The sequence below is a fragment of the Pseudomonas sp. LAMO17WK12:I1 genome (genome assembly GCF_900177315.1).
Classification (GTDB): domain Bacteria; phylum Pseudomonadota; class Gammaproteobacteria; order Pseudomonadales; family Pseudomonadaceae; genus Aquipseudomonas; species Aquipseudomonas marginalis.
In genome coordinates this window covers 166,075-180,761 of the sequence record NZ_FWZV01000008.1, presented here as the reverse complement: position 1 = coordinate 180,761, position 14,687 = coordinate 166,075, and the positions used below count along the sequence as shown (strand labels likewise).

Here is a 14,687-nt window from a genome sequence, read left to right as displayed (position 1 = left end):
TGTGTGGGTTATTGCGCGGCGGGCAGCAGGAACCGTGCAATCACCGGCAGATGGTTGGAAATACGCAACGTATCCTCCTGCCGTACATTCGCCTCCACCCGCTTGATCCGCGGGCTGTAGAACAGGTAATCGACGGTGCGATCCGGGCCATCAATGCTCGGGTCATTGGGAAAGTACGTCAGCCATTTCTCACGATCAATCCCGCTGGATTGGCTGTTGCTCGGGATCATCGGGTACTTGTCCCACAGTAAATGCAGCTCACTGTCCGGCGAATACTGCCCGCGCTTACCCGCCTCCAAACGCAGGAACTGCCCCAGGGGCAGCAGGTTGAAATCCCCGCCGATCAGCCAGGGCGTGCCACGGCCTTCGAACTTGTCCAGCAGCTTCACCGTCGTTTGCACCTGTTCCTGCACCGCACTGCGCCCCGGCGCGTCGCCGTCCAGGCGGGTGTTGAGCACCGCCAGTTGGCCGCCATCGCTCAGGGGCAGGTAGGTCAACAGCAAGGCCGGCTTGGGTTGGAACTGGCGGCTGATGATATTGGCCTCGGGCGCCGGCAATTGCAGGCGTTCGGCGTGTTCGATCTGGTAGCGGCTCAGGGTCGCCAGCTTGCGGCCGACGCTGCCGAAGATATGCCGGTCGGGCACGAAGTCGGCTTTCCAGTCGAAGGCCTGGGCGCTGCACGGGTAGAGGTCGACCAGGCGCTCCTGCAAAAGCGTCAGCTGGTCCTGGTAGTGGGAAGGCTTGGCGTTTTCGTCGAGTTCCTGCAACAGCAGGATGTCGGGTTGTTCATCGCGAACCACCCGCGCCACTTCGTCGAGGCTGGCGGCCATGTCCTCTACGGTGGGGCGGTCGTCCGGGCCGCTGCCGTCGGCGGTGTCGTACCAGAACACGTAGTTCTTGCCGGCCAGGTATTGCACGTTCCAGGTCATGACCTTGAGCGCCTGCCCGGGCAACAGGGTTGGCGCACGGGGCGCGACGCAGCTGACGGGCAGGGTTTCCTTGGCGGCGGGGCGCCAGGTCAGGCTGTAGATCAGGGCCGTCAGCAGGCCTGCGACGATCAGCAGGCCCAGCAGGGTGATGCGCAATAAACGGGTCATCGGCTCGGCTTATGGCGTTTCAGGAGTGGCGTGGAGCATATCACCGCGCGTCGGCATCGCCACCGATCAGCATGAATAAACGGAACAGCACCACGCTGGTGAACAGTTGCAGGAAGCTGTGGGCGCTGTCCATCAACAGCCCCACCAGCGGCGCGGGGTTGGGATAGGCCGCGACGCTGGCGCCCTTGAGCAGCCACAGAGGCGTCATGACACACAACAGGCACACCAGGATTCGCCAGAAATGCCCACGGGTCAGGCGCAAACTCTCCTTCATCGCCTCCAGTGCCGGCATGCCGCGCAATACCAGCAGGTACTCGGCGAACGCCAACACCACCATCAGCCACAGGCCCGGCAGGAAATACAGCGACAGGCCCAGCAGAATCAGGAGGGTACTCATGGCGGTCAGCAGGGCGAAGCGCGGCCACAGGGTCAGGGCCATGGCCCAGATGTCCTTGGTGCGCGGCGACTCGCCACGGGTGCGGGCGTCGAGAAACAGGATCAAGGCACCGGTGTACAGCGGGTACACCAGCAAGCCCACCACCACGCTGTAGCCGGGGAACGCATCCGCGCCGAGCGTATGGTCGAGCAGCTGTTGCAACAGGGCTTCGAGGATCACCAATGGCAGGCACAGTTGGACGATTGCGCCCAGGTTGCCTCGGGTAAAACGGAAGGAGTCACGCAATACGTCTAACGGATTCATCGGGTTCATCGCAGGCCTGAAAGCAAGGGCAACACTTTAACCGATGATGGCCAGCGGTAAGCAAATGTAAACCTTGAGTAAAGACCATTGAAACAACTCGTAACACCCCCATAACGGTTAAGCACCTGGCCTGATCACAGGCAAGGCCACGATTTCTACCGGCAATCTAACGAGGTCGCCATGAACAGCGAAGAGCAAACCCTGATCGATGGACTGTTTTCACGGTTGCAGCAAGCCGAAACGGACTCAGCCCCCCGCGACGCCCAGGCCGAAGCGCGGATCAAGGAGCATATGACTCGCCAACCGGCCGCCGGGTACTACATGACCCAGTCGATCCTTGTTCAGGAACACGCGCTCAAGAGTCTCGACGCGCAGAACAAGCAACAGGCGCAGCAGATCCAGCAATTGCAGGATGAGTTGCAGCGGGCCAAGTCCGCACAAGCGGCCCCGGCGAGCAGCGGTGGTTTCCTGTCGAGCATCTTTGGCGGCGGTTCCCGTGACCCGCAACCGGCCCAGAGCGCTCCGGCCTCTTCCGGCGGCGGCTGGCGTGAACCGGCGCGGCCGTCCTTTGGCCAGCCAGCGCCGCAACAGAACTATCAACAGCCGCAGCAACCGGCCGCCGCCCCCATTGGCAGCGGGTTCTTGGGTGGAGCGATGAAAACCGCCGCCGGCGTGGCCGGCGGTGTGTTGCTGGCCGAAGGCATCAGCAGCCTGTTCAATCACAACTCGCAACAGCCGCAGGTGGTGGAAGAAATCATCCGTGAAGAGCCGGCGCCCGCCAGTGACAACGGCAACTGGGGCAACGATGACCAGAAGTTCGCCGGCAATGACAGCTGGGGCAGCGACAACGCCTCGGACAGCTTTGCCGACAGCGACTATTCAGACGATTCCTCTTCCTTCGGCGACGACGATTCCTTCGTCTGACCCTCCCGGCCCGGGGCGCTGAGCCGCCCCGGTCTGATTTTTCCCGGCAACCTTCTCGCGGCTGGCATACTGGCACCCTTTCCGGGCCCTGGCGCCTGGCTGTCATGGGGAAGTGCGGTGAAGAAAATTGCAGTGTTCGCCGATGTACAAAACCTCTACTACACCGTCCGCCAGGCCTATGGCTGCCATTTCAACTACGCCGCCCTGTGGGCTGATATCAGCTCGCGTGGGCAAATCGTCGAGGCCTATGCGTATGCCATCGACCGCGGTGACAGCAAGCAGCAGCAGTTCCAGCAGATCCTGCGTAACCTGGGGTTCACGGTAAAACTCAAGCCGTATATCCAGCGCAGCGACGGCTCGGCCAAGGGTGACTGGGACGTGGGCATCACCATCGACATCATGGACGCCGCCGACCACGTTGACGAAATTGTGCTGGCCTCCGGTGACGGCGATTTCGACATGCTGCTCGACCGCATCATCCACAAGCACGGTGTCGAAGCCGTGGCCTACGGCGTACCGGGGCTGACGGCCAACTCACTGATACGTGCCGCCAGCCGCTACGTGCCGATCGAAGGCGCGTTGCTGCTCAAATAAGTACGGCGGCTTAATAAATAAAGGGTTAGACGGAGTTGGAACAGGTTTGGAACGTATAGCGGTCATCGACTTTGAAACCACCGGCATCACCCCGAGCAGCCACTGCCGGGCCACGGAAATCGCGGTGGTTATCCTCGAACGCGGCCAGATCGTGGACCGCTACCAGAGCCTGATGAACGCCGGTGTGCGCGTGCCCGGTTTTATCGAGCAACTCACCGGCATCAGCAACGCCATGCTGCGCAGCGCCCCGCCGGCCGAGCGGGTGATGAACGAAGTCAACGAGTTCGTCGGCACCACGCCGCTGATGGCGCACAACGCCGCGTTCGACCAGAAGTTCTGGGATTTCGAACTGGGCCTGATCCGCCGCACCCGCCTGCAAAAATTCGCCTGCTCCCTGCTGCTGGCCCGCCGCCTTATGCCGGCTGCGCCCAACCACAAGCTCGGCACCCTCAACACCTACGCGAAACTGCCCCATACCGGCCAGGCCCACCGCGCGCTGGCGGATGCGGAAATGGCCGCCAACCTCACGACGCACCTGGCCCAGGAACTGCGGCGTACCCATGGCTTGCGCGAACTGTCCCACGACCTGCTGTGCACCCTGCAGAAAGTGCCGGCGGCGAAGATCAATGAGCATTTGAAGAAACATCGCGGGTTCTGACAGAACAACGCCGTTCAAAATGTGGGAGGGGCGGTTATCTGTCGTTCATTGAGGCTGCACACACTCCAACGCCCGATCCACCACCCCCTTCGCCATCTCCACCAAATGCATCACCGCCCGCTGCTGCACATCAATCCCCTCACCCGACAAGTGCGCAGTGCCCACCGCGCAATGCAGCAAATCCGCCGCATGGGCGAGGGCGTCTTCGAGGCTCAGGTTGTCATTCAGGATGAAGGGCGGGGCATCTTGAGGGCGTTTATCTGCTTTCTGAATAGTCGGTAGGCTTAGCCTTGCTGTCCTGTCGGACCTTTCTGGATTTTCCCTTCTCCCGTCTATAGCCCTTCGCTGCGACCTAAGATCCCGGCTGTCATTTACGTACAGGGACTACGTCATGCAGGAAAGCGATCTTCACACAGCAATCGTGCGAAGCCAGTTTGAGCTCCAAGGCAACGGCATTGATTTCGGCTCAACTTCAAGCATGGCGTTTCATTTGGGAAACACGATGACAAGTTGCCCGGCAGTCATGGTTTTACCTAATTCGCCAGGCTGGACCCACGGCGCCAGTTACCAGTTACTCAAGCCCGTTCATGCGGACTCCTCGGTGCCGAGCACCACGTTTGACGAACTCTGGAAATGTACACAGCAACACTATGGCTTGACGGCCGCAACGGTTCTCACTGGCGCCGCAGGCATACCTATAAGCAAAATTGCCGTGGGCACTTGGGTTCATGTTGGCTCCAGCAAAACGACGAACTTGGCGAGTCTCATTGGAATGCGCTTTTTCCCTCGTACATTGATCAGGCAACCCACGGTGGCCAGAATGGCGAAAGCAACGTTTGGCACCGTCCGGGTATTTGGCATTATTGGACGGGGCATTCCTTTCGTTGCTGCGGGGTTGGCTGTCTTTGATCTAATCAGTATTGGTAAGTGCGCCTATGAGGCAAGAAATGGAAGGTAGCCCGACTAGAGCCGAGATCAGCGAAAAGGTGATTCAGCTATTCGTCGATATCATCGGTTTCATCGACCGAAGCCAGGTCACGGAGCAAACGGACTTCATCCATGACTTCAAGATTATTGATGATGATTTGACCTGCTTTGTCATGCAGATCAAGTGGCAATTCAACTTGCAAGCGACCCAGGAAGATTGGGATCACATCACTACCATCCAGCAGATAGTTGACTTGATCGTTGAACGCTCGAATTTGCAGTGCGGCCACTGACGCCATCGGGAGCAAGCCCTCTCCCACATTTTGAATGTATTCACAAATCAAACTGTGGGAGGGGGCTTGCTCCCGATGGCGGTAGATCAGCCACCACTTTTGCCATTGGTTTCCAACTGCCCCAACGGCACCCGTCGCTCTATCGCGCTCGACAAAATAATCGAGGTCTTGCTGAACCCGAACTTCGCCAGCCGATTGATCAAACTCTCCAACTCCGGCATCGAGCCCACCGCCGCTTGCATGATCACGCACGGATCGCCCGTAACCCGGTGGCATTCGGTGAGTTCCGGGATTTCGGCCAGTGCGTCATACACCTTCTGGTTGCCGTGGTTGGTCAGCCGCAGTTCGATCACGCACTGAATCGGCAAGCCCACTTTCGAAAAATCCACCTTGGCCTGGTACCCGGTGATCACCCCGCTGGCTTCCAGCTTGGCCACGCGTTCGGCCACGGCGGGGGCGGAGAGGTTTACCGTGCGGGCGAGTTGCGCGTAGGAGGCGCGGCCGTCTTCGAGCAGGGCGCTGAGGAGCATGCGGTCGTATTTGTCCATGATAAGGCTCTACTCGGGGATGGCTTTCGAAAACACGATTTATAGCCCTCATAACCATGCTTTGGAAAGTGTACTGGCGGTTTAAACAGGTTTTGTAACTTATGTTTAACGGCCTGTCTTTTTAGAATAAGCCTCTCTTATCTCTGCCTTCGAGCCGCCCAATGCCTGGCCCACGTCGCTTTCCTTTACCGTTGATCGCCGCCTTTTTTGCGCTGTATGTGATCTGGGGTTCCACCTACCTGGTGATTCGCATCGGCGTTGAATACTGGCCACCGCTGATGCTGGGCGGTATTCGCTTTTTGCTGGCGGGTGCGGCGATGTATGGCTTTTTGCGTTGGCGTGGGGCGCCGGCGCCGACCTGGGAGCAGTGGAAGGCTGCTGCCAAGATCGGTATTTTGCTGCTGACCTTCGGCAATGGCGCGGTGAGTGTGGCCGAGCACACTGGGGTGTCGTCCGGCGTGGCGGCGCTGGCGGTGGCGACCGTGCCGTTGTTCACCTTGCTGTGCGGGTATTTCTGGGGCGCGCGCAATACCCGGCTGGAATGGGCCGGGGTGATCCTGGGCATGATCGGTATCGCCATGCTCAACATGGGCAGCACGTTGCAGTCTAGCCCCATGGGCGCCGCTTTATTGTTGTTTGCAGCGGCGTCGTGGGCGTTTGGTTCGGTGTGGAGTCGGCGCCTGCCGTTGCCGCCGGGCGCTATGGCCAGTGCCGCAGAAATGCTGGTGGCCGGGGTGACACTGTTGATCGCCAGCGCGCTGACCGGTGAGCGCCTGCAAGCCATGCCGCCGCTGGAAGGCTGGCTGGCCCTGGCTTACCTGGCCGTGTTCGGCTCGATCATCGCCTTCAACGCCTATATGTACCTGCTCAAGCACGTACGCCCGGCGGCCGCGACCAGCTATGCCTACGTCAACCCCGCCGTCGCAGTCTTGCTGGGGATTGTATTCATCGGCGAGACCATCGGTGTGGAAGAGGCCCTGGCCATGCTGGTGATTATCAGCGCCGTGCTGTTGATCAGCCTGCCCCAGTGGCGAAAGCCCAAGCCGGAAATAAGGTAAACTGCCGCGCATTACGCCCTTGCGCTGAATTTTTCCTACGGTAACTACATGACTTTCGCCACACTTGGCCTGATCGAACCCTTGCTGCGCGCCCTTGAGACGCTCGGCTACCAGACCCCGACGCCGGTGCAGGCGCAAGCCATTCCGGCGGTGCTCGCCGGTCGCGACCTGATGGCCGCGGCCCAGACCGGCACCGGCAAGACCGCCGGTTTCGCCGTGCCGCTGCTGCAACTGCTGACCCTGGAAGGGCCGAAAGTCGCCGCCAACTCGGCGCGCGCGCTGATCCTGTGCCCGACCCGGGAGCTGGCCGAGCAGGTTCACGCCAGCGTTGCGGAATACGCCCAGCACCTGCCGCTCACCACCTACGCGGTGTACGGCGGCGTGAGCATCAACCCGCAGATGATGAAGCTGCGCAAGGGCGTCGATATCCTGGTCGCCACGCCGGGCCGCCTGATCGACCTGTTCCGCCAGAACGCGCTGAAACTCAACCAGCTGCAAACCCTGGTGCTGGACGAAGCCGACCGCATGCTCGACCTGGGCTTCTCCGAAGAACTGGCGAACATCTATCGCATGCTGCCGAAAAAGCGCCAGACGTTATTGTTCTCCGCGACCTTCTCCGATGACATTCGCCTGCTGGCCGGGCAGATGCTCAACGACCCGCTGAGCATCGAAGTCAGCCCGCGTAACGTCGCCGCCAACACCGTCAAGCAATGGGTCGTGCCGGTGGACAAGAAGCGCAAGGCGGAGCTGTTTGTGCACCTGATGCGCAAAGGCCGCTGGAAGCAGGTGCTGGTGTTCGCCAAGACCCGTAACGGCGTGGATGCGCTGGTGGATAAATTGCAGGGCCTGGGCATCAACGCCGATGGCATCCACGGCGACAAGCCGCAAGCCACACGCCAACGCGCGCTGGACCGTTTCAAGTCGAGCGAAGTGCAGATCCTGGTCGCCACCGACGTAGCGGCCCGAGGCCTGGATATCGAAGACCTGCCGCTGGTGGTCAACTTCGACCTGCCGATCGTGGCCGAGGACTACATCCACCGCATCGGCCGGACCGGTCGCGCAGGCAACACCGGTGAGGCGATTTCCCTGGTGTGTGCCGATGAAGTCAACATGCTGTCGGCCATCGAGATGCTGACCCGCCAGACCTTGACCCGCAAGATGGAACAGGACTTCGAGCCGGAACACCGCGTGCCGGATACCGATGCCAGCGGTCAGGTGGTGAAGAAGCCGAAAAAACCGAAGAAGCCCAAGGCGTCCGGTGGTGGCGGTGGCAAGCGCAACCTCGGCAAGTGGGTGGACAGTGGTGACGTGGCGCCGGTGGAGCCTTCGATCAAGCCGGTGCGCAAGGTGCCGGTGTTTAATACCGGGCCGCGTAAGAAGAAGTGATTTTGCGGGGTGGCTGATGGCCTAATCGGGGGCAAGCCCCCTCCCACATTTTTGATCTGTGAATACATTCAAACTGTGGGAGGGGGCTTGCCCCCGATGGCGGCTTTGAATCCACCGCAGATCTCAGCGGTTGAGCCACTCCAACATCCCCCGCCCAGCCGCTCTGCCACTGGCAAAACACCCCGTCAGCAAATACCCGCCGGTCGGCGCTTCCCAGTCCAGCATCTCCCCCGCACAAAACACCCCCGGCAATTGCTTGAGCATCAGCCGCTCATCCAACGCTTCAAAGGGCACGCCGCCTGCGGTGCTGATGGCTTCATCCATCGGCCGTGTCTTCACCACTGTCAGCGGCAACGCCTTGGTAGCCACCGCCAATTGCGCCGGGTCATTGAAGTGTTCGGCGGGTGCCAACTCTCGCAACAGCGCCGCCTTGACCCCATCCAAACTCAATTGGCTGTGCAAATGCTTGCTCATCGAGCGCGAACCTCGCGGCTTGGTCAAGGCGGCCTGGACCTTGTCCAATGGCTTGCTCGGCAGCAAATCGATATGCACCGTCGCCGAGCCATTACGGTTGATCGCCGCACGAATCGGCGCCGACAGCGCGTAGATCAAACTGCCCTCGATACCGGTGGCGGTGATCACGCATTCGCCGAGTCGCGGCTTGTCATCCCCCAGCCCAATGGCGACGTTTTTCAGCGGTGCGCCGGCGAATTTGCTGACCATCAAGTCGCTCCAGGCCGACACCTCGAAGCCGCAATTGCTGGGTTGCAGGGCCACGCAAGGCACGCCTTTATCCTCCAGCAGCTTGAGCCAGGCGCCGTCGGAGCCCAGGCGCGACCAACTGCCGCCGCCCAAGGCCAAGAGCACGGCATCGCTGTGGACAACTTTTTCGCCGTCCGGGCTGTGGATAAGTAAATCACCCTCGGCATTCCAGCCCACCCAACGGTGCCGGGTGTGGATAACCACGCCCTGGTCGCGCAGGCGCTTGAGCCAGGCACGCAGCAGTGGGGCGGCTTTCATATCCGTGGGAAACACGCGGCCGGAAGTGCCGATAAAGGTCTGGATACCCAGGCCATGAATCCATTCGCACAACGCTTCGGCACCAAACCCACGCAGCAACGGTGCTATTTGCGGGGCTCGCTCGGCGTAGCGCGACAGGAACGCCGGGTACGCTTCGGAATGGGTGATGTTCATGCCGCCCACGCCGGCCAGCAGGAATTTGCGCCCCACCGACGGCATGCCGTCGTACAGGTCTACCCGCACCCCGGCCAGGCTCAAGACTTCGGCGGCCATCAGCCCGGCAGGGCCGCCGCCGATGATGGTGACGTGTCGAGAGGAAATATCGGACATGGGCAGGGCTACGATCGCGGAAATAAGCCGAGCATTCTACCCGAGGCGCGCGGCGTTGCCTGATCAAAAAATGTACAGCTTCCTACAGGCTAGACAGCTACGGGCTCTTAGACGCTTACGCTCAAGTTATCCACAGGCCGTTCCACAGGCATTGTGGGTAACGCCCACACTTCAATGACACCCTGATGACGTCCACACCCGCTGCGCGCTGTGGTGCAGGATGCCGTGGCGGCGGGCCAGGGCCTGGCGATCCTTGCTGTAGCCGCCACCGATCACGCCCATCACCGGGATGTCGCGGCCCAGGCAATGGCGCATCACGCTTTCATCGCGGGCGGCCACGCCTGCGTCTGTCAGCTTGAGGTAACCGAGGGCGTCATCCTTGTGCACATCGACGCCGGCGTCGTACAGCACCAGGTCCGGTTGGTAGAGCGGCAGCAGGTAGTTGAGGGCGTCGTCCACCACCGTGAGGTAGTCGGCATCGCCCATGCCCATGGGCAGCGGGATGTCCCAATCGCTCTGGGCTTTGCGCGCAGGGAAGTTCTTTTCGCAGTGCAGGGACACAGTGATCGCCTCCGGCGTGTCGTGGAGGATGCGCGCGGTGCCGTCGCCCTGGTGCACGTCGCAGTCGAAGATCAGCACGCGGTTGACCCGGCCGCTGGCCAGCAGGTAATGGCTGATCACCGCCAGGTCATTGAAGATGCAAAAGCCCGCCGGGTAGTCGTAGTGGGCGTGGTGGGTACCGCCCGCCAGGTGGCAGGCCAGGCCATGTTCCAGCGCCTGCTCCGCCGCCAGGATCGAGCCGCCGACCGCGCGCACGGTGCGCCGGGCCAGGGCTTCGCTCCAGGGCAGGCCAAGACGCCGTTGGTCTTCGCGGGACAACTCGCCGCTCATGTAGCGTTCGATATACCCAGGTTCATGGGCGAGGGCCAGAATCTCCGCCGGGCACAGCGACGGGCGCAGCAATTGGCTGTCTTCGGTCAGGCCGCTGGCCACCAGGTGGTCACGCAGCAGGCGGAACTTGTCCATGGGGAACCGGTGGTCTGCCGGGAACTCAGGGCTGTAGTCATCGTGGTAGATCAATGGCAAAGGCATGGGATTTTCTGACGGGGATCTGCGAAGGATCTTAACAGCGCTGTACACTCACGCACATGGCAAGGGGAGGGGACCCATGGAGGAGATATTGCAATTGGAAAGCGCGCGCCTGGTCATGCGCCAATGGCGCGATGCCGACCTGACGGAATTTGCGCGCATGTGCGCCGACCCGCAGGTGATGCGCTATTTCCCGGCCAGATTGAGTCACCTGGAAAGTGCCGCCCTGATCGGCCGGATTCGCGGCCACTTCGCCGAATACGGTTTTGGCCAGTGGGCCCTGCAACGCAAGGACACCGGTGAGTTCATCGGCCTGACCGGGTTGCAGAACGTCAGCTTCGAAGCGGACTTTACCCCGGCGGTGGAAATCTGCTGGCGCCTGGCCCGTGAGCATTGGGGCCTGGGTTATGCCAGCGAGGCGGCCTGGACCGCGCTGCGCTGTGGTTTCGACCGTTTGCAGTTGGACGAAATCGTCGCTTTCACCACTCAAGCCAATCTGCCATCACAAAAAGTCATGCAGGCCATCGGTATGCATTACGATCCCCAGGCAGATTTTGCACACCCCAAGGTCGCAGCCGATGACCCGCTGCGCCCCCACGTTTTGTACCGCATCACCCGCGCCCAATGGTTGGACACGCTGCACGGATAAGCAGCCCGGAATGCCCTATCGATTGTTGTAGGAGTTGCTCTATGAGCCAAGTATTGGAAGATCTGGTGGACTTGCTGACCCTGGAGCCGATCGAGGAAAACCTCTTTCGCGGCCGCAGCCAGGACCTGGGTTTTCGCCAACTGTTCGGTGGCCAGGTGCTCGGCCAGTCGCTGTCGGCCGCCAGCCAGACCGTCGAAGAAGCGCGACATGTGCATTCCCTGCATGGCTATTTCCTGCGCCCCGGCGATGCGAAGTTGCCGGTGGTGTACTCGGTGGACCGTGTACGCGATGGCGGCAGTTTCAGCACGCGCCGCGTGACGGCGATCCAGAAGGGCCACCCGATCTTCACCTGCAGCGCTTCGTTCCAGTACGACGAGGCCGGCTTCGAGCACCAGACCACCATGCCCGTGGTGGTCGGCCCGGAAAACCTGCCGTCGGAGCTGGAACTGACCCAGCAGCGCGCGCACCTGATCCCCGAGCATATGCGCGACAAGCTGCTGTGCCCCAAGCCCATCGAAGTGCGCCCGGTCACCGAAAAAGACCCGTTCAACCCGCAGCCGTCCGACCCGGTCAAATATGTGTGGTTTCGCGCCGATGGTGCCCTGGCTGATACGCCGGCGCTGCACAAATACCTGCTGGCCTACGCCTCGGACTTCGGCCTGCTGACCACCTCGTTGCTGCCCCACGGCAAGACCGTGTGGCAGAAAGACATGCAGGTCGCCAGCCTCGACCACGCGTTGTGGTTCCACGCCGACCTGCGTGCCGATGATTGGTTGCTGTACGCCATGGACAGCCCATGGGCCGGAAACTCCCGTGGGTTCTCCCGCGGCAGCGTGTACAACCGCGCCGGGCAACTGGTGGCGTCGGTGACCCAGGAAGGCTTGATCCGCCATCGCAAGGATTGGGCATGAGCCTGACGGACGTTAAGCACTGGGTGTTCGACATGGACGGCACCCTGACGGTGGCGGTGCATGACTTTGCGGCGATTCGCGTGGCCCTGGACATTCCTCCCGAGGACGACATCCTCACTCACCTTGCCGCATTACCGGCGGACATCGCAGCGGCCAAGCACGCCTGGTTGCTGGAACATGAGCGCGAGCTGGCGCTGGGCTCCGTCGCGGCGGACGGTGCGGTGGAACTGGTGCGCGAGCTGGTCGGGCGCGGTTATCGCCTGGGCATTTTGACCCGCAATGCGCGGGAGTTGGCGCATATCACCTTGGAGGCGATCGGCCTGGCGGACTGCTTTGCCGTGGACGATGTGCTGGGGCGCGACGATGCGCCGCCCAAGCCCGATCCGGGTGGGTTGTTGAAGTTGGCGGCGGCGTGGGATGTATCGCCGAGCGAGATGGTGATGGTCGGCGATTACCGTTTTGACCTGGACTGCGGCCGGGCGGCAGGGGCGCGGACGGTGTTGGTCAACCTGCCGGAGAACCCGTGGCCGGAGCTGGCGGATTGGCATGCTGCAGACTGCGCTGCATTGCGCCGGATGATCCAGCTCCCATATTTTGAGACTGTTTCGTCAGGTATTACTGAGTGAACAATACCTTCTGGCCCTCGGGCGACGTAAACATCCCATCCCCGTCATGCCCCACCCCCGGCACTTCCACCAGCGTCTGGCGCAATTGCGGATGGCGCTGTTTGAGGTAGTCAAAGTAGTTGTGCCCACGAATCAGCCGATACGCGCCCTGGGTCTCGGCTTCGCAGCTTTTATCCAGCGCCGGGTGGTTCGGGTCGGTGTCCTGCTGGCCCAGCAGGTAAGTGATGGTGCGTGATACGTAGGCTTGTTCCAGCTGCTCGGCGCTTTGGCCGTTGGCGTAGGCCGGCAGGTGCTGCATGCCGTACTTCCAGGTGTTGAAGCCCGGGCAACTGGCGGTCTCGAACTTCACCGGCCGCTGTGGGCTGAAGTAGGCATAGGACGAGGGGTTGGCCACCACATAGCGCAGGCGGATGCCCTCGGTTTGCAGGGCCGGGTGCGCGTGGCCGGTGAGGGCGAAGCGCTGCACCACCTGGCCACCGCCGGAGTGACCGGCGACCACGATTTCCTTCAGCGCCGGGAACAGCGTGCGGTTGCCCAGGTGCTTGATGATCTGGTCGAGGGCGCCGAAAGAGCTGATCTGGCCTGGGCCGGTGGAGGCATCGCCGGCCATCCAGTCATTGCCCTTCCAGCGTAGCAACTGATTGTCCAGATGGTTGCGCTTCACGTCGGCCCCATTGAGAAACTGCGGTGCGATTACCAATGTGGTGGGGCCAACGCCTGCGTGTTCGGCGGCATCCATTCCGCTTTGCAGGTAGGTCTGCGCATTACGCAGGCGCCCGTGCACGATGATCAACGCGCGGGTGACGTCGGGCAGTGGCTGGCGCCAGTCCTGGCTCAGCCCGAGGCTGAGATCGCCGGCCTCCAGATGAAAACGCTCGGGGCTGACCACCTTGACGCCCTGCTCGGCGGCCCAGGCGGATGACGAGATGAGCAACAGGCCCAACAGCAGTCCCAATCGTTGATTCATTTATAGGCTCTTGGCAGCGAACGTGTCGCATTGAGTGATCTGGCCCTGGGCGAAGCCGGTCTTGAACCAGCGCACCCGCTGTGCCGAGGTGCCGTGGGTAAACGAGTCCGGCACCACGCGCCCCTGGCCCTGTTGCTGCAAACGGTCATCGCCGATGGCGTTGGCGGCGTTCAGTGCTTCTTCAATATCGCCAGGCTCCAGCCAGTTCAGGCGCTTTTGCGCACGGTTGGCCCACACACCGGCGAAGCAGTCGGCTTGCAGCTCCTGGCGCACCAGCAGGCCACCGTCACCTTGCATTTGTCGGCCTTGCTGGCGTGCAGCCTGGATCTTCGACGAAATGCCCAGCAATGTTTGTACGTGGTGCCCGACTTCGTGGGCGATCACATAGGCCTGGGCGAAATCGCCGGCCGCCTGGAAGCGTTGGGACATTTCCCGGAAGAAATCCAGGTCCAGATAGACCTGCTGATCAGCCGGGCAATAGAACGGGCCGCTGGCCGAGGTGGCGCCACCGCAGGCGGAATTGACCCGGCCACGGAACAGAATCAGCTTCGGGTTCTTGTAGGCCAGGCCGTTTTCCTGGAACACCTGGCCCCAGGTGTCTTCGGTATCGCCCAGCACCGCGCGTACGAAGTCGGCCTGCTCATCGTTGGCCGGCGGTGCCTGGCGCGACTGCGTGCTCACCGAGGGCGCCTGTTCCATCTGGCCGGTCAACTGGCCGAGGATCTGCATCGGGTCCTGGCCGGTCAGCCAGCCGATGCCGACGATCAGCACAATCGCGGTCAGGCTCAGGCCCTTGCCGCCGCCAAAGCGCATCCCGCCACCGCCGCCGCCACTGTCATCGCGGGCATCCACCACGTTGTCGCTGCGTCGGCCTTTTTTCCATAGCATGGGGCAATCCTCTGTGTGCTAA

18 protein-coding genes are annotated in these 14,687 nt (G+C 61.8%); 10 read left to right on the top strand and 8 right to left on the bottom strand.

Going from position 1 to position 14,687, the window contains the following annotated elements:
• Positions 1–8: 8 nt before the first annotated feature.
• Positions 9–1,097: an endonuclease/exonuclease/phosphatase family protein gene (locus tag B9N88_RS17090; RefSeq protein ID WP_027605270.1), complete on the bottom strand. Its 1,089-nt coding sequence runs from the start codon at positions 1,095–1,097 to the stop codon at positions 9–11.
• Positions 1,098–1,137: 40 nt separating this feature from the next.
• A complete protein-coding gene (locus tag B9N88_RS17085) occupies positions 1,138–1,797 on the bottom strand; it encodes a YciC family protein (RefSeq protein ID WP_027605271.1) in 660 nt (219 codons plus the stop codon).
• 180 nt (positions 1,798–1,977) lie between these two features.
• Between B9N88_RS17085 and B9N88_RS17080 the strand changes: the two genes are divergently transcribed.
• The 3 genes from B9N88_RS17080 (at position 1,978) to B9N88_RS17070 (ending at position 3,973) form a co-directional block, all read left to right on the top strand.
• Positions 1,978–2,721 (top strand): DUF2076 domain-containing protein, encoded by a 744-nt coding sequence (locus B9N88_RS17080; RefSeq protein ID WP_027605272.1) that lies wholly within the window; start codon positions 1,978–1,980, stop codon positions 2,719–2,721.
• 117 nt (positions 2,722–2,838) lie between these two features.
• Positions 2,839–3,315, top strand: coding sequence for an NYN domain-containing protein (locus tag B9N88_RS17075; protein ID WP_024077544.1), 477 nt, complete (start codon positions 2,839–2,841; stop codon positions 3,313–3,315).
• Between the two features lie 46 nt (positions 3,316–3,361).
• Entirely contained in the window at positions 3,362–3,973 is a 612-nt protein-coding gene (locus B9N88_RS17070) for a 3'-5' exonuclease (protein ID WP_027605273.1), read from the top strand.
• Positions 3,974–4,018: 45 nt separating this feature from the next.
• Here B9N88_RS17070 and B9N88_RS17065 read toward each other — a convergent pair whose 3' ends face one another.
• Entirely contained in the window at positions 4,019–4,309 is a 291-nt protein-coding gene (locus B9N88_RS17065) for a DUF6124 family protein (RefSeq protein ID WP_081744418.1), read from the bottom strand.
• A 55-nt stretch (positions 4,310–4,364) separates the two neighbouring features.
• Here B9N88_RS17065 and B9N88_RS17060 point away from each other — a divergent pair, with 55 nt between their 5' ends.
• Positions 4,365–4,931 carry a hypothetical protein gene (locus B9N88_RS17060; RefSeq protein ID WP_027605274.1) on the top strand — a complete coding sequence of 189 codons (567 nt, stop codon included), beginning with the start codon at positions 4,365–4,367 and terminating at the stop codon, positions 4,929–4,931.
• The gene (locus tag B9N88_RS32935) at positions 4,921–5,193 is read left to right on the top strand and encodes an acyl carrier protein (RefSeq protein ID WP_027605275.1); all 273 of its coding nucleotides are present in this window, start codon (positions 4,921–4,923) and stop codon (positions 5,191–5,193) included. The genes B9N88_RS17060 and B9N88_RS32935 overlap by 11 nt, the downstream gene beginning before the upstream one ends.
• An 86-nt stretch (positions 5,194–5,279) precedes the next feature.
• Here the strand turns inward: B9N88_RS32935 and B9N88_RS17050 are convergent, their stop codons facing one another.
• On the bottom strand, positions 5,280–5,741 hold the full coding sequence (locus B9N88_RS17050) for an Lrp/AsnC family transcriptional regulator (RefSeq protein ID WP_027605276.1): 462 nt from the start codon (positions 5,739–5,741) through the stop codon (positions 5,280–5,282).
• 161 nt (positions 5,742–5,902) lie between these two features.
• Here B9N88_RS17050 and yedA point away from each other — a divergent pair, with 161 nt between their 5' ends.
• Together yedA and B9N88_RS17040 are read left to right on the top strand one after the other, a co-directional pair.
• Positions 5,903–6,799 carry a drug/metabolite exporter YedA gene (yedA, locus tag B9N88_RS17045; protein ID WP_027605277.1) on the top strand — a complete coding sequence of 299 codons (897 nt, stop codon included), beginning with the start codon at positions 5,903–5,905 and terminating at the stop codon, positions 6,797–6,799.
• A gap of 48 nt (positions 6,800–6,847) precedes the next feature.
• Positions 6,848–8,185, top strand: coding sequence for a DEAD/DEAH box helicase (locus B9N88_RS17040; protein ID WP_027605278.1), 1,338 nt, complete (start codon positions 6,848–6,850; stop codon positions 8,183–8,185).
• A 123-nt stretch (positions 8,186–8,308) separates the two neighbouring features.
• On the opposite strand, the gene B9N88_RS17035 is transcribed toward B9N88_RS17040, so the two are convergent.
• Both B9N88_RS17035 and B9N88_RS17030 read right to left on the bottom strand, forming a co-directional pair.
• The gene (locus tag B9N88_RS17035; RefSeq protein WP_027605279.1) at positions 8,309–9,535 is read right to left on the bottom strand and encodes a TIGR03862 family flavoprotein; all 1,227 of its coding nucleotides are present in this window, start codon (positions 9,533–9,535) and stop codon (positions 8,309–8,311) included.
• A gap of 171 nt (positions 9,536–9,706) precedes the next feature.
• Positions 9,707–10,627, bottom strand: coding sequence for a histone deacetylase family protein (locus B9N88_RS17030; RefSeq protein ID WP_027605280.1), 921 nt, complete (start codon positions 10,625–10,627; stop codon positions 9,707–9,709).
• A 76-nt stretch (positions 10,628–10,703) separates the two neighbouring features.
• Here B9N88_RS17030 and B9N88_RS17025 point away from each other — a divergent pair, with 76 nt between their 5' ends.
• From B9N88_RS17025 to B9N88_RS17015, 3 genes are read left to right on the top strand one after another with little or no spacing between them, the layout of a single operon-like run.
• Entirely contained in the window at positions 10,704–11,273 is a 570-nt protein-coding gene (locus tag B9N88_RS17025) for a GNAT family N-acetyltransferase (RefSeq protein ID WP_027605281.1), read from the top strand.
• A 41-nt stretch (positions 11,274–11,314) separates the two neighbouring features.
• Positions 11,315–12,184, top strand: a complete 870-nt coding sequence (tesB, locus tag B9N88_RS17020) for an acyl-CoA thioesterase II (protein ID WP_027605282.1) — start codon at positions 11,315–11,317, stop codon at positions 12,182–12,184.
• Entirely contained in the window at positions 12,181–12,810 is a 630-nt protein-coding gene (locus B9N88_RS17015) for an HAD family hydrolase (protein WP_051429340.1), read from the top strand. Before tesB ends, B9N88_RS17015 begins: the two co-directional genes overlap by 4 nt.
• Here the strand turns inward: B9N88_RS17015 and B9N88_RS17010 are convergent.
• Both B9N88_RS17010 and B9N88_RS17005 read right to left on the bottom strand, forming a co-directional pair.
• Entirely contained in the window at positions 12,800–13,777 is a 978-nt protein-coding gene (locus tag B9N88_RS17010) for a hypothetical protein (protein ID WP_027605283.1), read from the bottom strand. The two genes, B9N88_RS17015 and B9N88_RS17010, sit on opposite strands and share 11 nt — an antisense overlap.
• On the bottom strand, positions 13,778–14,665 hold the full coding sequence (locus tag B9N88_RS17005; RefSeq protein WP_027605284.1) for a KPN_02809 family neutral zinc metallopeptidase: 888 nt from the start codon (positions 14,663–14,665) through the stop codon (positions 13,778–13,780).
• Positions 14,666–14,687 lie beyond the last annotated feature (22 nt).